General features: G+C 67.6%; 18 protein-coding genes. 12 read left to right on the plus strand and 6 right to left on the minus strand.

Annotation, left to right across the window (positions count from 1 at the left end; translation table 11 throughout):
* Positions 1-75 precede the first annotated feature (75 nt).
* Positions 76-2,616 carry a hybrid sensor histidine kinase/response regulator gene (locus G4Z14_RS11060; RefSeq protein ID WP_164625675.1) on the plus strand — a complete coding sequence of 847 codons (2,541 nt, stop codon included), beginning with the start codon at positions 76-78 and terminating at the stop codon, positions 2,614-2,616.
* A 26-nt stretch (positions 2,617-2,642) separates the two neighbouring features.
* Here G4Z14_RS11060 and G4Z14_RS11065 read toward each other — a convergent pair whose 3' ends face one another.
* The 3 genes from G4Z14_RS11065 to G4Z14_RS11075 form a co-directional block, all read right to left on the minus strand.
* Positions 2,643-3,227, minus strand: coding sequence for a hypothetical protein (locus tag G4Z14_RS11065; RefSeq protein WP_164625677.1), 585 nt, complete (start codon positions 3,225-3,227; stop codon positions 2,643-2,645).
* Positions 3,224-3,490, minus strand: coding sequence for a hypothetical protein (locus G4Z14_RS11070; RefSeq protein WP_164625679.1), 267 nt, complete (start codon positions 3,488-3,490; stop codon positions 3,224-3,226). The genes G4Z14_RS11065 and G4Z14_RS11070 overlap by 4 nt, the downstream gene beginning before the upstream one ends.
* A 520-nt stretch (positions 3,491-4,010) precedes the next feature.
* Complete coding sequence (locus G4Z14_RS11075) at positions 4,011-4,739, minus strand: 16S rRNA (uracil(1498)-N(3))-methyltransferase (protein ID WP_164625681.1); 729 nt, start codon at positions 4,737-4,739, stop codon at positions 4,011-4,013.
* Positions 4,740-4,750: 11 nt separating this feature from the next.
* On the opposite strand from G4Z14_RS11075, the gene ubiA reads away from it, so the two are divergent.
* The 4 genes from ubiA to argE all read left to right on the plus strand — a co-directional run bounded on the left by ubiA (position 4,751) and on the right by argE (position 9,393).
* Positions 4,751-5,710 (plus strand): 4-hydroxybenzoate octaprenyltransferase, encoded by a 960-nt coding sequence (gene ubiA, locus G4Z14_RS11080; protein WP_164625683.1) that lies wholly within the window; start codon positions 4,751-4,753, stop codon positions 5,708-5,710.
* Entirely contained in the window at positions 5,711-7,783 is a 2,073-nt protein-coding gene (locus G4Z14_RS11085) for an OmpA family protein (RefSeq protein ID WP_227751673.1), read from the plus strand. It begins immediately after the preceding gene.
* A gap of 15 nt (positions 7,784-7,798) precedes the next feature.
* Positions 7,799-8,128: a hypothetical protein gene (locus G4Z14_RS11090; RefSeq protein ID WP_164625685.1), complete on the plus strand. Its 330-nt coding sequence runs from the start codon at positions 7,799-7,801 to the stop codon at positions 8,126-8,128.
* A 110-nt stretch (positions 8,129-8,238) separates the two neighbouring features.
* A complete protein-coding gene (argE, locus tag G4Z14_RS11095) occupies positions 8,239-9,393 on the plus strand; it encodes an acetylornithine deacetylase (protein ID WP_164625687.1) in 1,155 nt (384 codons plus the stop codon).
* 94 nt (positions 9,394-9,487) lie between these two features.
* Here argE and G4Z14_RS11100 read toward each other — a convergent pair whose 3' ends face one another.
* Together G4Z14_RS11100 and G4Z14_RS11105 are read right to left on the minus strand one after the other, a co-directional pair.
* Complete coding sequence (locus tag G4Z14_RS11100) at positions 9,488-10,513, minus strand: YcjF family protein (protein WP_321573028.1); 1,026 nt, start codon at positions 10,511-10,513, stop codon at positions 9,488-9,490.
* Complete coding sequence (locus G4Z14_RS11105) at positions 10,510-11,919, minus strand: YcjX family GTP-binding protein (protein WP_164625689.1); 1,410 nt, start codon at positions 11,917-11,919, stop codon at positions 10,510-10,512. Before G4Z14_RS11105 ends, G4Z14_RS11100 begins: the two co-directional genes overlap by 4 nt.
* A 95-nt stretch (positions 11,920-12,014) precedes the next feature.
* Here G4Z14_RS11105 and truA point away from each other — a divergent pair, with 95 nt between their 5' ends.
* Both truA and G4Z14_RS11115 read left to right on the plus strand, forming a co-directional pair.
* A complete protein-coding gene (gene truA, locus G4Z14_RS11110; RefSeq protein WP_164625690.1) occupies positions 12,015-12,782 on the plus strand; it encodes a tRNA pseudouridine(38-40) synthase TruA in 768 nt (255 codons plus the stop codon).
* Between the two features lie 154 nt (positions 12,783-12,936).
* Positions 12,937-13,233, plus strand: a complete 297-nt coding sequence (locus G4Z14_RS11115) for a hypothetical protein (protein WP_164625692.1) — start codon at positions 12,937-12,939, stop codon at positions 13,231-13,233.
* A 25-nt stretch (positions 13,234-13,258) separates the two neighbouring features.
* Here G4Z14_RS11115 and G4Z14_RS11120 read toward each other — a convergent pair whose 3' ends face one another.
* Complete coding sequence (locus G4Z14_RS11120; protein ID WP_164625694.1) at positions 13,259-15,034, minus strand: ABC transporter transmembrane domain-containing protein; 1,776 nt, start codon at positions 15,032-15,034, stop codon at positions 13,259-13,261.
* 112 nt (positions 15,035-15,146) lie between these two features.
* Here G4Z14_RS11120 and G4Z14_RS11125 point away from each other — a divergent pair, with 112 nt between their 5' ends.
* From G4Z14_RS11125 to G4Z14_RS11145, 5 genes are read left to right on the plus strand one after another with little or no spacing between them, the layout of a single operon-like run.
* Positions 15,147-15,971, plus strand: coding sequence for an alpha/beta fold hydrolase (locus tag G4Z14_RS11125; protein ID WP_164625696.1), 825 nt, complete (start codon positions 15,147-15,149; stop codon positions 15,969-15,971).
* Positions 15,968-16,951 carry a threonine ammonia-lyase gene (locus G4Z14_RS11130; protein ID WP_164625698.1) on the plus strand — a complete coding sequence of 328 codons (984 nt, stop codon included), beginning with the start codon at positions 15,968-15,970 and terminating at the stop codon, positions 16,949-16,951. The genes G4Z14_RS11125 and G4Z14_RS11130 overlap by 4 nt, the downstream gene beginning before the upstream one ends.
* Positions 16,942-17,730 (plus strand): alpha/beta fold hydrolase, encoded by a 789-nt coding sequence (locus G4Z14_RS11135; RefSeq protein WP_164625700.1) that lies wholly within the window; start codon positions 16,942-16,944, stop codon positions 17,728-17,730. Before G4Z14_RS11130 ends, G4Z14_RS11135 begins: the two co-directional genes overlap by 10 nt.
* Positions 17,723-18,412 carry an alpha/beta fold hydrolase gene (locus tag G4Z14_RS11140; RefSeq protein ID WP_164625702.1) on the plus strand — a complete coding sequence of 230 codons (690 nt, stop codon included), beginning with the start codon at positions 17,723-17,725 and terminating at the stop codon, positions 18,410-18,412. The genes G4Z14_RS11135 and G4Z14_RS11140 overlap by 8 nt, the downstream gene beginning before the upstream one ends.
* Before the next feature lie 54 nt (positions 18,413-18,466).
* Positions 18,467-19,714, plus strand: coding sequence for a mandelate racemase/muconate lactonizing enzyme family protein (locus G4Z14_RS11145; protein WP_164625704.1), 1,248 nt, complete (start codon positions 18,467-18,469; stop codon positions 19,712-19,714).
* The last annotated feature ends 37 nt before the right edge of the window (positions 19,715-19,751 follow it).

Here is a 19,751-nt window from a genome sequence, read left to right on the forward strand (position 1 = left end):
CGCACCGGAAGACCTTCGATATCCGAAGCCAGTCCGTCAGCGGAGCGGTCGCGGCGGCAGAGGCGGATCTTTGCCGTGGTTGTGGCGCTGCTGTCGGCGGTCGCGGTGATCCTCGTTCTGTCGCTGGATGTGGTGCGCAAGATCGACCAGCAAAGCACGGCAAGCACCGACAACGTGCAATGGTCGATCGCGCAGATCAACGTCGAATACCTGCAACTCCTGCTGGCCATGGAGCGCGCGATTGCCGGGACCGAAACGCTGGAGGAGGTGCGCCAGCGGTTCGACGTGTTCTACAGCCGCATGATCACGCTGCAACTCAGCCCAGTCTTTGCTGTGCTGCGGGAAGACCCTGACTACACGACAAGCTTCAGCCGGATATGGGATTTCCTGACACGCCGCGTCATTTTGATCGACGGATCCGACGCCGATCTGCGGGCGGGTCTGGACGAGATTGCCGCCGAGTTGCGCGATCTGCGCGGCGATGCCAGCGTGATGGGCCTGACCGGAATCCGGGTCTTTGCCAGCCGCACCGATGCCGAACGCGAAGGCATCGCCAGCACGCTGTTGCAGGTGTCGGTCCTGACGCTTGGTCTCATTCTGGGGATGGGCATTCTTGCGGCGACGCTGGCGCGGATGAACGCGGCGATCAAGCGGCAGGTTCTGGAGAACCAGATTCAGGGCGAACGGGTAAAGGCGGTGTTCTCGACCTCGCTCGACGCGGTGATCGTGACCGATGCCGATGGCCGGATTCTGGAGTTCAACGCCGCCGCCGAAGCCGTGTTCGGCTACTCCGCCGCCGAGGCGCTGGGTCAGGACATCGCGCCGCTGATCATCCCGCCGGCGCTGCGCGAGGCCCATTGGCGCGGCATGGCCCGCTACCGCCAGGCCGGCGCGAAACACGTCATCGGCGCCGGTCATCTGCGGATGACCGCCATGCGCAAAGGCGGCGAGACCTTTCCCATCGAAGCGGCGGTGTCCGTCAGCACCGGCGCGGATGGCGAGATTTTCATTTCCTATCTGCGCGACGTCTCGGCGCAGGTCGCCGCCGAAGAGGAGCTTTACCGCGCCCGCGACGATGCCCTGGCGGGAGAAAAGGCCAAGGCAGAATTACTTGCGGTGATGAGCCACGAAATGCGCACGCCCCTGAACGGCCTGCTCGGCACGATCGAGTTGCTGCAGCAGACCCGTCTGACCGCCAAGCAAAGACAGTATCACCGCATCATGGAAAGCTCGGGGCGGCTCTTGCTGCACCATGTCAACGATGTTCTCGACATTGCGCGGCTTGACAGCGGCAAGGCGGCGATCACCTCGCAGCGCTTCGATCTGGCGCCACTGCTGCGTGACATCGTCGAAAACCTGACCCCGATGGCACTTGCCGGAGAAAACCGGCTGCGCACGAGCCTTCCGGCCGATGGCCGCACGGTGATTGCAGGCGACCCGGTACGGCTGCGGCAAATCCTGCTGAACCTTGTCGGAAATGCCCTGAAGTTCACCCGCAACGGCGAGGTGCGCATTGACGTTGCGCGGCGGGATGCGGCGGGTCAGATTGACATTCGCGTGGCCGACACCGGGATTGGCATCCGCAAGGAAGATCAGGACCGGATCTTCGACGACTTCGTGACGCTGGACGCCTCTTACACCCGGTCAGCCAGCGGGACGGGGCTTGGGCTTGGCATCGCGCGGCGCTGGGCGCGGGCTCTGGGAGGCGACGTCAGCCTGGAAAGCGAACCGGGCGTCGGCAGCGTCTTTCAGGTCAGTCTGCCGCTGTCCGGTCCGGCCGAGCGGCCAGCGTCCGGCGAGGTCGCTGAGGCCGAAGCCCAGCCTGAACCACCGGTCGGTCGCAGTCTTTCCCTGCTCGTGGTCGAGGACAACCCGGTCAACCGCCTTGTCGTCCGCGAAATGCTGGAAAGCGACGGGCATGCGGTGGCCGAAGCGCAGGATGGCCAGGAAGGCATTCGTCTTGCCGCGCGCCACCGCTGGGACGCGATCTTCATGGACGTCTCCATGCCGCAAAAGGACGGGGTGGAGGCGACGATCGCCATTCGCAAGTCCGGCGGGGCAAGTGCCGACAGCCCGATCATCGCGCTGACCGCCCACGCGCTGCCCGGCGAGACGGACAGGTTCCTTGCCGCGGGCATGCAGGTGGTGATGACCAAACCCGTCTCGCGCGATGCGTTGCGGCGGGTCTTGCGGCAGGTGCTGGGACAGGGTGACGAAAGACCGGAAAGCGCGGGGGCGCGGGTGCATCCCGCCGTGCCGACGGAGGTACCCCTGATCGACCAGAGCCGTCTGGCAGACCTGATCGCCACGCTCGGCAAGGAGCGCGCAGCGTCGCTGTTTCAGGCCTTTGTCGACGAAACGGATCCGGTCGTCGCGGGCTGGCGGGGGCTGGATCTGGTGGCCACGCCACAGGGCGCAGCGGCGATGGCGTTGCAGGCCGACGCGCACCGCATCGCCGGCTCCGCGGCGCTGATGGGGGCCGCCCGGCTGCGCGCGCATCTGGCCGAAGCCGAGGCCGCAGGCAAGGCGGGCGACGGCATGCGGCTGGCAGAGCACCTGCAACGGGCTGCCGATCTCTGGCCGGAGACCTGCAGCGCGCTGCTCGCGCAGGGGTAACGGGGGCCGGGGTGCAGCCCGTCCTTTCAGCCCCGCGGGGACAGGGGGCGCATGGCCGTGGGCACCCGTCCGCCGCGATGCCACAGAACGATCATGTCCGGCTGGCCGGCGACGATCTGGCCGGGGCCGGACGCCGCAGGGCCCGAGGGGGCAGGGGACAGGGCGGCAAGAACCGCTGGCAGGTCGATCCCCGGCAAGCTGGCAAAGCCGTCAAACAAAGACTCGGCGCCGGCGGCATCAACCGGAATCAGCAGCGCCTGCCCGTCGGCCTGCTTGAGTCGCCACATGCGATGACCGCGCAGGACGATCAGGCGCAGCTCGGTCAGGTCCGACAGGCTGACCGTACCGCCCGCGCTTGGCCCGAAATAGCGCACCTCGCCCTCGACCACCTCGACAAGGCCCGGCGCCGCGATGTCTTGCGCAAAACGCAACCGGCGCAAGGCGGTCAGCGCCAGCCCGCCGGCAAGCGCGGCAAGGGCAAGGCCCGCCACCGCCAGGATCGGCCCGCCCCGGGTGGCGATCCACAGACCCAGCAGCGCGGTGGCGGCGGACAGTGCAACCTCGCGCCAGCGCGACAGGGTGGCAAGGGCGGTGGGGCGAACAAGGCTCATCGGGCGCTTTCGGTTCGGGTGGGGCGTTCCGGCCAGTCGGGGCGCATGTCGTTGAGATCGGCAATCAATTCCGGTGTTGCAAGGCCCTGCTCCCCGACATCTGCCTGCCAAAGACAGCCCTTGGCGGCAAATTGCACGCTGGCATTCCAGACATCGGCCCATTCCCAGCCGGGTTGCGCAATGGTCTCGGCCGCTGGCGGCTGCAGCCAGAACGTCGAGGAGACAATCGCCCGGTTCGCCTGTCCGGTGTTGTAGCCCTGCACCAGCCGCCAGCCGCCGGTGATCGGGCGCGACAGGCGGGTGGCATAGGCCGCACCGCCGTCTCATGGCGCCAGCCGCGAAGCACGAGTTTGGCGGCATGGGTGCCGCCCATGTGGATGCCATCGGTCGCATGCGGGAATGCGTGCGGCGACGCAGCTTCCAGCCCGTCCGGCAAATCCCTGGCCGTGCCGGCACTGAGCCAAAGCCGCCCGTCAAGGTCAAAGGCGCCACCGCCGCCCCATGTGTCGGCCTGTGGCCAGAGCGCGATGGCCGTCAGCCGCGGCGCCCGCGCAAGCGCGGTCCACCAGCGCCCGCCCTTGCCGGCGAAATAGACCATGTGACGGCCATCCAGCGACAGGTCGGCGCGGTATTCGTAAATCCGTCCGCGCAGCCAGTGCGGTTCGCACAGTTTACCGCTGTCCCTGTCCCACCCGATGGCGGCCACCATTTCGGAGGGGCCACGGCGCACCACCGCCGCCGCCGCGGACCGGCGGGCGGTCAGCACATGAAGCCGTGCCGGGGTCATCCCCGCCAATCCCCCACTGCGTCTTGCCAGAGGACGACCGCCGCCAGGGCCGCGGTTTCTGCCCGCAGGATACGGGGGCCAAGCGCCAGAGGCCGCACGAAGGGCAGCGCCCGCAGCCGCGCCTTTTCGTCCTCCGAAAAGCCGCCTTCCGGTCCGATCAGGATGGCGGCAGGCCCGGTGACGAATCCGGACGGCGTGGCGGCACCTTGCGCAAGCGTCTCGTCCGCCCAGTAAAGCGCGCGCTCGCCGGGCCATGCCGCCAGAACCCGGTCCAGCGGTTGCAGGTCCGCGACCTCTGGCACGAAGGTTGCGCCGCATTGCTCGGCCGCCTCGACCGCATGGGCGGTCTGCTTGTCCACCCGCCAGCGCTCCGAGTTCATGTGCCGTGTGGCGACCGGCATCAGGCGCGCAACGCCCAGTTCCACCGCCTTTTCGACGATAAAGGCCGTGCGTTCCTTCTTTACCGGGGCGAAGATCAGCCAGAGGTCGGGCGGCATCACCTGCGGCGCGGTCCGGTCCTGACAGACCGCGATTCCCTGCCGCTTGCCCGCCTCGGCCACCTCGGCCCGCCATTCGCCATCGCGGCCATTGAACAGGGCTACACCCGCGCCCTTGCCAAGGCGCATGACGTTGAACAGGTAATTCGCAGCCTCGGGCCCCAAGGCCACGGCTTGCCCCGCGCCCAAGGGCTGATCTACAAACAGGCGGACCTTTGGCTTTTCCATGGACAGACCCTATGACCGACCCGCGCGAAATGCCAGAGCCCGCCAGACAGGTTGCCGATGCCCCAAAGGGCAATTGGGTGGACCGCTTTGCCCCGGCCGCAACAGTGCCCTATCTGCGGCTTTCGCGCGCCGACCGGCCCATCGGCACCTGGCTTCTTTACATTCCCTGCCTGTGGGGCGTGGCCTTGGCGGCCATGGCGGACAGCTTTCGACTCTGGGATCTCTGGGTCGCGCTGTCCTGCGGTGCAGGTGCTTTCCTGATGCGCGGCGCGGGCTGTACCTGGAACGACATCACCGACCGCGATTTCGACGGGCAGGTGGCCCGCACCCGCTCGCGTCCGATCCCCTCGGGGCAGGTGACGGTAAAACAGGCGCTGGTGTGGATGGCGGTGCAGGCGCTGGTCGCCGCGCTGATCCTGTTCAGCTACAACCGCCTTGCGATCCTGCTCGGCATCGCTTCGCTTGTATTGGTGGCGATCTACCCCTTTGCCAAGCGCTTCACCTGGTGGCCGCAGGTGTTCCTGGGGCTGGCCTTCAACTGGGGGGCGGTGCTGGCCTATGCGGCGCATGCCGGCACGGTCAGCCTGCCGGCGTTGCTCCTTTACGCGTCCGGCATCAGCTGGACGCTGTATTACGACACGATCTATGCTCATCAGGACAAGGAGGACGACGCGCTGATCGGGGTGAAATCCACGGCTCGGTTGTTTGGCGACCGGTCCCGTCCGGCGTTGTGGGGCTTCCTCACGCTGACGCTGGTGCTCGCGGCGGCGGCCATCGTGACCCTGCCTGTCACGGGCCTGTGGCCGCCGCTGGTGGCGCTGGCAGGGGTCTGGGCCTTTGGCTGGCACATGGTCTGGCAAATGCGCCGGCTGGATGTCGACGACCCGGCCTCCTGCCTTGTCGTGTTCCGCGCCAACCGTGATGCAGGCCTGATCCTTGCGCTGTTTCTTGCCGTTTCGGCTTTCCTTTGATTGATCAAGGCCGAACCCGGCTTTAAGAGCGTCTGGCAACCTGCGCTGCTGCAAGAGAATGTGACCTTTCCCTTGGTGAAACTGCCCGCCCTTCGTCTGCCCTTCACGCCGCGCCTGACGCCCGGCCTTGCAACGGCTGTGGCCTTTGCGGTGGCGGCCTTCGTGGCGCTGCTGTTCTCCTGGGCTTCGGTCCTGCTGATCGAGCGGCTTTCCGAACGCGCGATCCGGTCGAAACTCCTGACCGAGGGCATCACCTTCGCCGTCGTCAACGGTGACGGCCTGCGGGTTCAGCTTCTGGGCACCGCGCCCAACGAGGCCGCGCGCTATCGGGCAATCAATCTGGCCGGCTCGGTGGTGGAGGCGTCGCGGGTGCGCGACATGATGGAAGTGACCCCGGCCCGCGCCGTCGAAGCGCCGCGCTTTTCGCTGGAAATGCTGCGCAATGACGACGGTATCCAGCTGATCGGCCTGCTGCCCGAAGGCGACACCAAGGATATCCTGATGGTCGAGGTCGAGGCCCTGCAGCCTGACACCGAGTTGCAGGACATGCTGGAAACCGCCGCCTACGAGCCGCCGGCAACCTGGGCCCCGGCGCTGGCCTTTGCGCGCATGGCGCTGGCGCTCTTGCCGCGGTCGAAGATCACGATTGACGCGACTTCGGTGCGGATCACGGCGATTGCCGCATCCGACGCGGAAAAGCGCAGCTTTGAAAGCGCGCTTTCGCAGGGCCAGCCCGAGGGCGTGACTGTCACCTACGAGATTTCCGCGCCCCGCCCGGTCATCACCCCCTTCACGCTGCGTTTCGTGATGGACGCCGAGGGGCCGCGCTTTGACGCCTGCGCCGCCGACAGTGAAAAGGCCCGTTTGCGCATCGTGGCGGCCGCGACGGCCGCGGGTGCGGTCGGGCGGCAGAACTGCGTGATCGGTCTGGGCGTTCCCAGCCCGTCCTGGGCCGAAGCTGCCGAAGCCGGAATCAAGGCCGTGGCCGAGCTGACGGCCGCCACCATCACCTTCAAGGATGCCGATGTGACGCTACAGGCCGCCGCCTCGGTGTCGCAGTCCGAGTTTGACCGGGTGGTGGGCGAGCTTGAAGCGGCGCTGCCGGATGTGTTCTCGCTGAACGCGACGCTCGACAAGGCCGAGAACGCGGCACAAGGCCCGGCGGAGTTCACCGCCGTTCTGGCCAAGGACACGGGCAAGGTCGAATTGCGGGGCCGGCTTGCGGATGAGTTGCAGCGCACCGCGGTCGACAGTTTCGCCAAGGCCGCCTTCGGCAGTACCAAGGTCTATCAGGCCACCCGGCTTGACCCCGACCTGCCGGAGGGATGGCCGGTGCGGGTGCTGGCGGGTCTGCAGGCCCTTGCAGAGCTGGAACATGGCAGCCTTCTGGTGCGGGCCGATACGGTGGAAATCACCGGCGTGACCGGCTCGCAGGCCGGCCGCGCCCGGATTGCGCAGGTGCTGTCGGACAAGCTGGGGCAGGGCAAGACCTACAAGGTCAACGTCACCTATGACGTGGAGCTTGATCCCGTGGCCGCCCTGCCGACGCCGCAGGACTGTGCCGAAGACGTCAACGCCGTGCTGGCGCGGCAGAAGATCACCTTCCCCCCCGGTTCGGCCGAGATCGACGCCGGCGCTGGCGCGGTCATGGAGGCCTTGGCCAAGGCCCTGGCGCGCTGCGGCGGCGTCCGGATGGAAATTGCCGGTCACACTGACGCCCAGGGTTCCGAAGATGGAAACCGCGCGCTCAGCCAGGCGCGGGCCGAAGCGGTCGCCGTGGCCTTGCAGGGCCGGCAGGTGGATGTTTCGGGCATCATCGCCCGCGGCTATGGCGAAGAGCGGCCGATTGCCGACAATGGCACCGAGGCCGGGCGCGAAGCGAACCGGCGGATCGAGTTCACCTTGATCGGCGCCGGCAAGAAAGAGGCGGTCGCAGCCAAGCCGGCCACCGGCGACCCGGCGGTTCAGCCCGCGGCGGCCGAAGGCGCGGATTTCTCGGCCGACACCAGCCCCTCGGTCGCGCCGAAGGAAAAGACCCGGCGGCCCAAGCACCGCCCCGATGCCAGCAATTGAGCCAAGGTTGACCCCATGAACCGCACGGAATTCATCATCGCCACGGCCTTCATCCTTCTGGCCGCCTTTACCCTGGGCTGGTTCGCCTATTGGCTGATGCACCGCTTCACCCGGGTTGCCGGCGGCGACATGGGCGAGATGGACAAGCTGGCGCAATCCCTGCACGAGGCCGAAGAGGTCCGCGATCAGGCGATCATCTACCTTGAGCAGCGCGAGGCCGAACTGATGAACCAGATCGCCCAGACCGAGGCCGAACTGCGCGCCGCCATGGAAGGCCTGCGCGACGCCCGCCACGAGGCCGAGGAAATGCGTGCCTATATCGAACGGATGCACGCCAACGGCTGAGGCCGCGAAAACCGCGCGGTTTTCGCCTGCGATTTCCGGGCGGAAATCGCCCGTCCGGGGTTTCGCAGGCTTTGGCAAAAGGGTAGCCATGGCCGATCAGGGAGGCCCATATGGACATGCGTGCAATCTTCGACCGGCTGATGGGGTTTGACACAGTATCGTCAAAGCCGAACATCGAGCTGATGGATTACGTCCGCGACCTGCTGGCCGGGGCCGGCATCGAAGCGGTGCTGATCCCCGACCCATCGGGCGGCAAGGCCAATCTTTATGCGACCGTCGGGCCTGCGGGGCAGGGCGGCGTGATGCTGTCGGGCCATACCGACGTGGTCCCGGTCGAGGGCCAGGCCTGGACCAGGCCGCCCTTCGCGCTGACCGAGGCGGATGGCCGCTATTACGGGCGCGGCGCGGCCGACATGAAGGGCTTCTGCGCGGTGGCGATTGCCACCCTGCTGGCGGCCGCCAAGCGGCCCCTGAAGACGCCGCTGCATCTGGCGCTGTCTTATGACGAGGAGATCGGCTGCATGGGCGTGCGCTCGCTGGTGACGATGCTGGAAGGCGCGCCGGTGCGGCCGCGCTTCTGCATCGTCGGCGAGCCGACCGGCATGCAGGTGGCCACCGGTCACAAGGGCAAGGTCGCGCTGCGGGCCACCTGCACCGGGCGCGAGGGCCATTCGGCGCTGGCCCCGATGGCGCTGAACGCGCTGCACCTCGCCGCCGATTTCGTGCAGGCGGTGCGGGCGCTGCAGGCCGATGTGGCGGCTCACGGGCTGAAGGACGGCGATTACGACGTGCCCTATTCCACGATCCATGTCGGCAAGCTGAACGGCGGGGTGCAGGTCAACATCGTTCCGAACACGGCGGTCATCGACTTCGAGATCCGCTCGGTGGCGGGCGAGGATGTCGACGGGCTGATCACCCGGCTGCGCGCCGCGGCCGAGGCGATCGTCGCGCCCTTGCGGGCCGAGTTTCCGGAAGCGGCGATCGTGGTGGAACGGCTGTGGGATTACCCCGGCCTTGGCACCGCTTCGGACGCGGCGGTGGTGAATTTCGTCAAGGGGCTGACCGGGGCGAACGGCACGATGAAGGTAGCCTTCGGCACCGAGGGCGGGCTTTTCGACGCGCGTCTGGGCATTCCGACGGTGATCTGCGGGCCGGGTTCGATGGCGCAGGGCCACAAGCCGGACGAGTTTGTCTCGGTAGAGCAGATGGGCCGCTGCGAGGCGATGATGGCAGCATTGCTGGACCGGCTGGAGGCAGGGCTTTAGGGCCGCCGTGGCGCGGGGGGCTGTCTGCCCCCCGGCTGCAATTGCGGGGCAATCGCAGCGCCCCCCGAGGATATTTCGGCCACATTGAAGGCGTTCAGGCGGGGTCTTTGTCCCGGGACAGAAACCCGGCCAGCGCCCGGCTGATGGTGGCCGTCGTGCCGGGTTTTTCAAGGGCGACGAAGGGCAGGGGGCGGCAGGCCTCCATCGCGGCAAGGCCGACGCGGGCGGTCAGGGCGCCGTTCACCACGCCTTCGCCAAAGCGGCGCGAGAGTTTGGCAAGCAGGCCGCCCGAGGCGAAGGAGCCGATCAGGTCATCGGCCAGCGCGACGGCACCGGCGCCCAGAAGGGCAGTGAAGACCCGACGCAGGAGGGCGAGGTTGCCAAGGCTCGAGGAGCGGCCGCCATAGATCTGGCTGAGCCGGCGGATCATGCGCAGGTTGGCGAAAAGCGCGGTGGCCACGTCGGCCAGGGCCATCGGCACAAGGGCGGTGACGGTGGCGACCTGACGGGCAGCAGATTCGATTTCAGCCAGCGCCGCCTTGTCGAGAGGGGCCATGAGTTCGCGCTCGGCAAGGTCGAGAAGGGCGTCGGCGTCGAAAATTTCGGTCTGTTGTTCGCCAAGGCGCGCGCGGCCCCAGGCGGTCTCGGGGCGCGTGGCGTAGATGGTCTGCAGCGCGGCGACAATGCTGCGGGCGGCTGGAAGATCGGTCCGGGCACGGGCTGCAATGGCGCGGTTCCGGAGACGGTCGATCCGGGCAATGCGGGCGAAGGCGGCGGCTTCGCGCAGGGCGATCAGCAGCAGGACAAGGATCGCGGCACTGACCAGCGCCATGGCAATCCAGCCGAGGAGCGAGTCGCGTGCGAGGAGCGTGGCGACGAAATCCCAAGCGGCGACCGAGAGGACAAAGCCGAGGAGCGTGCCGAACACCCAGAGGGCGGCGCGCGACAGCGCAGAGACGGGGCGGGCAGAGACGGGGCGGGCTGTGATCCGGTCGGCAGTCTGCGGGTCCGATCCGGAGGGCTGCAGGTCGGGCACGGCGGCTTCAAGGCCGGGGTCGGCGGCGGGGCCGTCTTCGGCTTCGATCAGTGCGGGGCGGTTCAGGTGCAGGCGATGGGTCACAGCCGGTCTCCGAACAGGAAGTCCGCAGCACGGTCGAGCCGGATATGCGGCGGGCCCATGCCCGGTGACTGGCTGGTGCGGGCGGGCGCGAAGCCCATGAGAGCGTAATCCGCGCCCAGCCAGCCGGTTGCGCCGTCGCGGGCCGGGGCGAGGATGCGGGCGGGGTCTTTCGGCAGCTCGCCCGGATACATCACTGCCTGCTTGCCGGTGGACAGCAGCCTGCCCTTGACCGCCGGCAACGCGGCGCCGTCGCGCTGGATGATCTCTTCGACCGTGCAACGCAGGCTGGCGAGGGACAGGGCCGCCGTTTGGGCGCCGGCGAAATCCGCCCGCGCCCTGGCATCGCGCAGCAGGGCTTCGGTGATGGCGGTCAGGGCGGGATGTTGCAGGTGATGCAGATGGTCGGCCTTGGTCGCGGCAAAGAGGATCTTTTCCACCTTCCTGCCGCCGAGAAAGCCGGCAAGCCAGCCATTGGCGCCGGGCCGGAAGGCCACCAGCACCTCGGCCATGGTGCGGCGCAGGTCCTCGACGGCCTGCGGCCCCTGATGGATTGCGCCCAGCACATCGGCCAGCACGATCTGGCGGTCGATGCGGGCGAAGTGATCGCGGAAGAACGGCTGCACGACGCGGGACTTGTAGGCTTCGAACCGGCGCTCCATCTCGCGCCAGAGGCTGGCGCGCGGGGTCTGGCTGGGGGTCGGCAGTGGGGCGAAGGTCAGGACCGGGCTGCCGGCAAGCTCACCGGGCAAAAGGAATCGGCCCGGCGTGCAATCGGACCAGCCGGCGGCGCGGGCCTTGTGCAGATAGTCGGTGAAGGCGGCGGCAAGCGATTGAGCCTTCGGTTCCTCCAGCCGCAGCGCGCCATCCTCGGCGCGGGCCTGCGCCATGAAGGCGGCGGCCTCGGGCCGCCTGGCGATGCGGTCCAGCGTGGCTTCGGACCAATCGGCATAGCTCTTGCCGATCAGGGCAAGGTCCAGAAGCCATTCGCCGGGGTAATCGACGATGTCGACATGCAGCGTGCGCGCGCCGGAAAATCCCGCGAACAGGCCATAGGGCGCAAGGCGGAACGAGAGCCGCAGCTCCGACACCGCGCGGGTCGATTGCGGCCAGCGTGGCGCATCGCCGGTCATGGCGGCAAGGTGGTCTTCAAAGGCAAAGCGAGGCAGGGTGACATCGGGTTGCGGCTGCAGATGCACCGCCTCGATGCGGGGGCCCGCCTTCAGCTGCGGCATGCGGCCCCGGTCAAGAAGGTTGGCCACCAGCCCGGTGATGAACACCGTCTTGCCCGAGCGCGACAGGCCGGTGACGCCCAGCCGGATCACGGGTTCAAGAAAGGCGCCGGAAACCGAGGCCATGGCCCCTTCGATTTGCCGGGTAAGTCCGTCGGTGATGGCTGAGAAAACCAAACTGCGCCCCATGCTTGCGGGGTCAAGATAGGCATGGGGCGGGGGAATGGGTAGGGGGAATGGACAGGTGCGTCGCGTCACGCTAAGCCGGGGCCATGCCGCGTTATGCCCTGAAGATCGAATACAACGGTGCGCCCTTTGCCGGCTGGCAAAGGCAGGCGCAGGGTTTGCCCTCGGTTCAAGGGGCGGTGGAGGCAGCGCTGGCGCGGCTCGAACCGGGGCCGCATACGATTGCCGCCGCAGGTCGCACCGATGCGGGGGTGCATGGCTGGGGCCAGGTGGCGACAGTCGACCTGACGCGCGACTGGCAGCCCTTTCGCTTGAGCGAGGCGCTGAACTTTCATCTGCGCCCTGCGCCGGTGGCCATTCTGGCGGTGGCGCGGGTGGCCGACGATTTTCACGCCCGGTTTTCGGCGATAGAGCGGCGCTATCTGTTCCGCCTGATCGAACGCCGCGCGCCTTTGACCCATGACGCGGGGCTGGCGTGGCGGGTGCAGAACCGGCTGGATGTGCAGGCGATGCGCGACGGCGCGGCGCATCTCATCGGCCTGCATGATTTCACCACCTTCCGCTCGACCCTGTGTCAGGCGAAAAGCCCGGTGAAGACGCTGGACGAGATCGGCATTGAAGAGATGCCCTATCCCGGCGGGCGCGAAATCCGCTTTACCCTGCGCGCCCGCAGCTTCCTGCACAATCAGGTGCGGTCGATTGTCGGCACGCTGGAGCGGGTCGGGGCCGGGTCATGGACCGCTGCAGATGTGAAATCGGCACTGGAGGCGCGGGATCGGGCGGCTTGTGGGCCTGTGTGCCCGCCGGATGGGTTGTATCTGACCGGGGTGGGGTATCCGGTAGAGGTGTTTTGAGGGGGGGATGGCTCGAGGCGTTCTCAGGTTCTTTTTCGAGTATGGCGCTGGCGGTTGCCTTTGGGCCGGCGACGCCGGAACCCGCGCGCGACTGGGGGGCGGTCCAGTGGATGCGGAACCCCTACGGGTCGGTGACATGCCTGCCTCCCCTGCGATGTTACCCATCTCGGACGCCGCCCGTCGCCTTCGGGATCAGCTTGATCATCAACATTCCGGCTATCTCAATCCGCTTTACCCGCTTGACCCGAGCCTTTGGTCACAGGGGCTGTGTGATCGGTTCAATGCGGATGTGGAACGACTTCTGAGGCTTCTGCGGCAGGAGTTGGCGGTGGAGTTTGCGATCGTGGATGAGCAGCCGCGCTATGCAGAGGATGCCAGACTGGGAGACTATCTGGCGCAGAATCCGGGCCTCGGCCTGATGAACGAGTTTGGGGAACGGACTGTCCGCTAGGTGTGGAGGACCGTTCTGCCCCGCCTTACGCCGCCCCGTCCGTGAACTGCAACCGCGCCAGCCGGGCATACAACCCGTCCTCGGCCACCAGATCGTCATGGCTGCCGATGGCGACAATGCGGCCCTGGTCGAAGACGGCGATGCGGTCGGCTTTCTTCACGGTGGCTAGGCGGTGGGCGACGACCAGCATGGTGCGGCCTTGCGCCAGGCGGTCGACGGCCTCTTGCACGGCGCGTTCGCTTTCGGCGTCCAGCGCGCTGGTGGCCTCATCCAGCAGCAGAACCTTCGCGTCGCGCAGGATGGCGCGGGCGATGGCGATGCGCTGCTTTTGCCCGCCAGACAGCATCACGCCGCGCTCGCCAAGGAAGGTGTCATAGCCCTGCGGCAGGGCCGTGATGAACTCATGCGCGGCGGCGGCGCGGGCGGCGTCGGTGACTTCGGCATCGGTGGCGCCGGGGCGGCCGAAGCGGATGTTCTCCATGGCGGAGGCGGCGAAGATCACCGGGTCTTGCGGCACCAGCGCCATATGGGCGCGGAAATCCTCGCGCGTCATGTCGCGCAGGTCGATGCCGTCAAAGCGGATCACACCCGATTGCGGATCGTAAAAGCGCGTCAGAAGCTGCAAGACAGTCGATTTTCCGGCCCCCGAGGGGCCGACCAGCGCCACGGTCTCACCGGGCTGGACGGTCAGGGAAATGCCGTTCAGCGCGCGGTATTCGGGGCGCGAGGGGTAGTGGAAGGCGACGTTGTCGAGGGTGATCTCGCCGCGTACCGGGACGGGAAGGCGCATCGGCCGGGTCGGATCCGTCACCGGATCTTCGGCTTGCAGGATTTCCACCAGCCGTTCAGTCGCGCCGGCGGCGCGCTGCAACTCGCCCCAGATTTCCGACAGGCTGCCGACGGCCCCGGCCACCAGCACGGCATAGATGACGAATTGCACGAGCTCCCCGGCGGTCATCACCCCGCCCCGCACATCGCGCGCGCCAAGCCACAGCACGCCGACGACGCCGGCAAAGACGAGGAAAATCACGATGACCGTCAGCACCGCGCGGGTGGCAATGCGGGTCTTGGCGGAGAGGAAGGATTGCTCGGTGACGGTGCCGAATTCCACGCGGGTGGCGGTCTCGTGGGTGAAACTCTGCACGGTCTGCACCGCGCCCAGCGCCTCGGTCGCCTTGCCCGAGGAATTCGCGATCCAGTCCTGATTTTCACGCGAAAGCCGGCGCAGGCGGCGCCCCAGAACGATGATCGGCACTACGATCAGCGGCACCAGCAGCAGCACGATCCCGGCCAGTTTGGCCGAGGTGAGCGCCAGCAGCACCAGCCCGCCCACCAGCGTCAGGAAATGCCGCAGCGCGACCGACACCGACGAGCCGATGACCGACAGGATCAGCGTGGTGTCGGTGGTGATGCGGCTGACGATCTCGCCGGTCATGATGCGCTCGAACCAGGCGGGCGACATGCCCATGACCTTGTCGAAGATGGCGCAGCGGATGTCTGCCACCACCCGCTCGCCCAGACGGGTGACGAAGTAATAGCGCACGCCGGTTCCCAGCGCCAAAAGCGCGGCGATCAGGAGAAAGGCGGTGAAATAGGTGTCCAGAATGGCAAGATTGCCGGCGCCGAAGCTGTCGACGACGCGGCGCACGGCCATGGGCAGCACAAGGCTGACGGTTGAGGTCAGGATCAGCGCCAGCGCCGCCAGAATGACCATGGGGCGGTAGGGCCGCACAAAGGGCCAGAGCGCGGCCAGCGCGCCCACCTGTTTCGACTTTGCCCGTTCTTCGGTTGGCTCGGCCATGGAATACCTCTTTTGCTGTCTGCCCCTTACCTGTTGCGGTTCCGGCAGGCAAGCGAGGCCCCCTTTTCGTCGGCTTTGCCGCATGCGACTGTGCGTCGCGAAGGAGACCGCCATGATCCAGTTCTTCACCGCCTCGGATGGCGCCCGGCTGGCCTTTCGCGACGAGGGCAATGGGCTGCCGCTTCTGTGCCTTGCCGGGCTGACGCGGACCATGGCGGATTTCGATTACATGATCCCGCATCTGCCCCCGGTGCGGCTGATCCGCATGGATTACCGGGGCCGGGGGGCAAGCCAGTGGACCGGGGCGGCAAGCTATACCGTGCCGCAGGAGGGCAAGGATGTGCTGGAGCTTCTGGACCATCTGGGGGTGGCCAAGGCCGCGGTCCTTGGCACCTCGCGCGGCGGGCTCATCGGCATGATGCTGGCGGCGGTGGCGAAGGAGCGGCTTCTGGGGCTGTGCCTGAACGATGTCGGGCCCGAGATTGCCCGGCCGGGGCTGGAGCGGATTTTCGACTATGTCGGGCGCAATCCGTCGACCAGGACGCTGGCCGAGATCGCTGAAAGGATGCCGCGGTACAATCCGGGATTTGCCGATGTGCCGGCCAGCCGCTGGCTGGAGGAGGTCACGAAGTTCTACACCGAAACCCCCGCCGGTCTGAAGATCACCTATGACCCGGCGCTGCGCGAGGCGTTTCTCGCGGCGTTTCAGGGGCCGCCCGTGGATCTTTGGCCGCTGTGGGAGGCAACAGCGGGCCTGCCGGTGGCGCTTATCCGGGGGGCGAACTCCGATCTTCTGACGCCGGAAACGGTGGCGGGGATGCAGCGGCGCCGGCCCGACATGATCTTCGCCGATGTGCCGGACCGGGCGCATGTGCCATTCCTTGACGAACCCGAGGCGGTTGCGGCGCTGCGGGCATTCCTGAGGGCCTGCGCATGACGTCTCTGGCCATGATCGAAGCGGCGGCGGTGCGACTGTCCGGCCATGCCCGCGTCACACCGCTGTTGAACGCGCCGCTGCTGGACCGGCTGGCCGGGCGGCGGGTCTTCGTCAAAGCCGAATGCCTGCAATGGACCGGCAGCTTCAAGTTTCGCGGTGGCTGGTCGGCCCTGACCGCGCTTTCGCCCGAGCTTCGGGCCAAAGGGGTCCTGGCCTATTCGTCGGGCAACCATGCGCAGGGGGTGGCTCTGGCCGCCAGCCGGCTGGGCGCGCCTTGCGTCATTGTCATGCCGGCAGACGCGCCCGGCGTGAAGATCGCCAACACCCGTGCCTATGGCGCGGAGGTGGTGCTTTATGACCGGGTGAAGGACGACCGTGATGCGATTGGCGCGGCGCTTGCCGCCGAACGCGGGCTGACGCTGGTCAAGCCTTATGACGATGCGCAGGTGATCGCGGGGCAGGGCACGGCGGGGCTGGAGATTGCCCGGCAGGCGGCCGAGGCCGGCATTGGCGGGGCCGATGTCCTGACCTGTTGCGGCGGTGGCGGGCTGACGGCGGGGATCGCGCTGGCGCTGGAGACCCGCGCGCAGGGGCTGCGGGTGCGCCCAGCGGAACCGGCGGGCTTTGACGACACGGCGCGGTCGCTGGCCTCTGGCCGGCGGGAAAGGAATGCCGCCACGACGGGCTCGATCTGCGATGCCATCGTCACGCCCAGCCCCGGCGAGATAACCTTTCCGATCCTGCAGCGCCTTTGCGGCCCCGGTCTGGTGGTCAGCGACGAAGAGGCGTTGCGCGCCATGGTTCTGGCGTTCCAGCATCTGCGGATCGTCGTGGAGCCGGGGGGCGCGGTGGCCCTTGCGGCGGCCCTGTTCCGGCAGGACTTGCCGGGGACGGTGATCTGCACTGCCTCCGGCGGCAATGTCGATGTGGCGGTGTTCCGCGACTGCCTTGAGCGGTTCGGAGGCAATCCATGGCCTTGATCTGGCTGAAAGACCTGCGTCTGAACGCCGTGATCGAAGGGCCGGACACGGCACCTGCCGTCGTATTCCTGCACGCCTTGGGCACCGATCTGCACCTTTGGGACGCGACGGTGGCGGCCCTTGCCCCGCGTTTTCGCTGCCTGCGGTTCGATGCGCGCGGGCATGGCCGGTCGGATGTGCCGCCAGCGCGCTATGCCATGGGGGCGCTGATCCGCGATGCCGAAAGCCTGATGGAACATTTCGGGCTGAAGGATGCGGTGGTGGTCGGCTCTTCCATGGGCGGGCTGGTGGCGCAGGGCCTGGCGACAAAGCGGCTGGATCTGGTGCGCGCCTTGGTGCTGGCCAATACGGCGGCAAAGATCGGCGGGCCGGGTCTGTGGCAAGGCCGCGCGGCAGAGGTCGGAGCACAGGGGCTGGCCGCCTACGCCCCCGGCGCGATGGAGCGGATTTTCGGCCGGAACTGGCAAGAGGCCGCAGCGATGCCGGCCATCCGCGCCACCTTGGAGGCGATGAACCCGCAGGGTTGGATCGGCTGCGCCCATGCGATTTCTGGGGCGGATTTCTACACCACCACGGCGGCGCTGGGCCTGCCGACGCTGGTGATCGCGGGCACCAATGACGGCACCACCCCGCCCGATCTGGTACGCGAAACCGCCGATCTGATCCGCGGTCACAGGTGGGAGCTGATGCGCGCGACCGGGCATTTGCCGATGGTCGAGCGGCCGGCAGAGTTCATGGCGCTGCTCGACGATTTCCTGCGCAGCATCGGCCATGGCTGAGCTGCTGCTGGTGCACGGCTCTGGCTTTGGCGCCTGGGCCTGGGCGCGGCTGATCCCGGCGCTCTCTGCCCTTGGCCACAGCGCGCGGGCGCTGGATCTGCCGGGGCGCGACAGGTCGGACGTCAGCCTGCAAGACCATGCCGACGCCATCTTGGCCGCCGTCCGCGGGCCGACGGTGCTGGTCGGCCATTCGGCGGGGGGCATTCCCGCCACCCTTGCCGCCGCGCTGGCGCCCGACCGGGTTCAGGCCTTGGTCTACCTTGCCGCCTATATCCCGCGCCCCGGCATATCGCTGGCCGACCTGCGCCGCGCTGGGCCGTCACAGCCGATGCGCGGGGCGTTTCAGGTCAGCCCGGACCGCATGAGCTACCGCTTTGCGCCCGAACGCTGCGCGGCGCTGTTCTTTCACGATTGCCCCGACGCCCAGGCCCTTGCCGCCCGCATGGGTCCGGAGCCCATTCGCCCGCAGGAAACCCCGTTTCCCGCCCATGGTGCCCTGCCGCCTCGCGCGGCTCTCATCGCCCGCGATGACCGCGCCATTCCCCCGGACTGGCAACGCGCCATGGCGGCGGACATCGCGCAGGAAGAGCTTGCCTCGGGCCATTGCCCGCATCTGTCGATGCCGGTGCCGCTTGCCGCGACGATCCATCGCCTCATCGCGACACTTTCTGTCGTAGCCTGACATGATCCTGCCCGCGCCTCGGGCCAGCCTGCCGGTCATAGCGGAGGCACGCCCATGAAACTCAAGGATCTGGAAATCTTCGTCGTCGCCCCGCCCGCACCGGGTTGGGGCGGGCGCTACTGGATATTCCCGAAGATCACCACCGATACCGGGATCGTTGGGTACGGCGAGTGCTATGCCTCGACCGTGGGGCCAAAGGCGATGCGGGCGGTGATCGAAGACGTGTTCGAGCGCCACATGCAGGGCGAGACCCCCGAAAACATCGAGCTGATGTATCGCCGGGTCTATTCCTCGGGCTTCACCCAGCGCCCCGATCCTACAGTGATGGGGGCCTTTGCGGGGCTGGAGATCGCCTGCTGGGACATCCTCGGCAAGGCGCGGAACCGCCCGGTCTGGGCGCTGCTCGGCGGCAAGATGAACGAGCGCATCCGCAGCTACACCTATCTTTACCCCCAGCCCGGCGAGGATGCGGCGGAGTTCTGGGTCAACGCCGACATGACGGCGCAGGCGGCCGCGCGCTATGTGGAAATGGGCTTTACGGCGGTGAAGTTTGACCCTGCCGGCCCCTATACAATGCGCGGCGGGCATGAGCCGGCGATGTCGGATATCACCCGCTCGGTCGAGTTCTGCCGCAAGATCCGCGAGGCGGTGGGCGACAAGGCTGACCTTCTTTTCGGCACCCATGGCCAGTTCACCACGCCCGGCGCGATCCGTCTGGGGCGCGAACTGGAGCCTTACAGTCCGCTTTGGTATGAAGAGCCGATCCCGCCGGACAACCTTCTGGAGTTTGCCGAGGTCGCGCGCCATGTGCGCATTCCGCTGGCGACGGGAGAACGGCTGACCACCAAGGCCGAATTCGGCACGCTCTTGCGCGCAGGCGGGGTCAAGATCCTGCAGCCCGCCCTTGGCCGTCTGGGCGGCATCTGGGAGGCCAAGAAGCTGTCCGCCATCGCCGAGATCTTCAATGCCGAGATGGCCCCGCATCTGTACTGCGGGCCGGTGGAATGGGCGGCGAACGTGCATCTGTCCACCTCGATCCCGAACCTTCTGATTGCCGAAACCATCGAAACGGGGGGTGAGTTCCACCTGCGGCTCATCAAGCATTCGATCCGGTGGGAAGACGGCTACATCATCCCGCCCGAAGGCCCCGGCCTGGGCATCGAGTTCGACGAGGATCTGGCCCGCGCCCATCCCTTCACCGGGGCCGGCCTGCACCTGCAGATGCAGGAGGCACCCTGCGACTACCGGCATGGCAACCGGTTCGAAGGCGGAGCGCCGGCGACGAACCCGGGCAAGGGATGAGCGGGCAGGCAATACGTCCAGTTTGATCAAAACAACC

Source organism: Tabrizicola oligotrophica, from assembly GCF_011008935.1.
Classification (GTDB): Bacteria; Pseudomonadota; Alphaproteobacteria; order Rhodobacterales; family Rhodobacteraceae; genus Tabrizicola_A; species Tabrizicola_A oligotrophica.

Bases quoted from the DNA above. Each gene is read 5' to 3' on its own strand.
- G4Z14_RS11065 (WP_164625677.1), bottom strand. From the start codon at position 3,227: ATGAGCCTTGTTCGCCCCACCGCCCTTGCCACCCTGTCGCGCTGGCGC.
- G4Z14_RS11075 (WP_164625681.1), bottom strand. From the start codon at position 4,739: ATGGAAAAGCCAAAGGTCCGCCTGTTTGTAGATCAGCCCTTGGGCGCG.
- ubiA (WP_164625683.1), top strand. From the start codon at position 4,751: ATGACCGACCCGCGCGAAATGCCAGAGCCCGCCAGACAGGTTGCCGAT.
- G4Z14_RS11090 (WP_164625685.1), top strand. From the start codon at position 7,799: ATGAACCGCACGGAATTCATCATCGCCACGGCCTTCATCCTTCTGGCC.
- argE (WP_164625687.1), top strand. From the start codon at position 8,239: ATGGACATGCGTGCAATCTTCGACCGGCTGATGGGGTTTGACACAGTA.
- truA (WP_164625690.1), top strand. From the start codon at position 12,015: ATGCCGCGTTATGCCCTGAAGATCGAATACAACGGTGCGCCCTTTGCC.
- G4Z14_RS11115 (WP_164625692.1), top strand. From the start codon at position 12,937: ATGTTACCCATCTCGGACGCCGCCCGTCGCCTTCGGGATCAGCTTGAT.
- G4Z14_RS11120 (WP_164625694.1), bottom strand. From the start codon at position 15,034: ATGGCCGAGCCAACCGAAGAACGGGCAAAGTCGAAACAGGTGGGCGCG.
- G4Z14_RS11125 (WP_164625696.1), top strand. From the start codon at position 15,147: ATGATCCAGTTCTTCACCGCCTCGGATGGCGCCCGGCTGGCCTTTCGC.
- G4Z14_RS11130 (WP_164625698.1), top strand. From the start codon at position 15,968: ATGACGTCTCTGGCCATGATCGAAGCGGCGGCGGTGCGACTGTCCGGC.
- G4Z14_RS11135 (WP_164625700.1), top strand. From the start codon at position 16,942: ATGGCCTTGATCTGGCTGAAAGACCTGCGTCTGAACGCCGTGATCGAA.
- G4Z14_RS11140 (WP_164625702.1), top strand. From the start codon at position 17,723: ATGGCTGAGCTGCTGCTGGTGCACGGCTCTGGCTTTGGCGCCTGGGCC.
- G4Z14_RS11145 (WP_164625704.1), top strand. From the start codon at position 18,467: ATGAAACTCAAGGATCTGGAAATCTTCGTCGTCGCCCCGCCCGCACCG.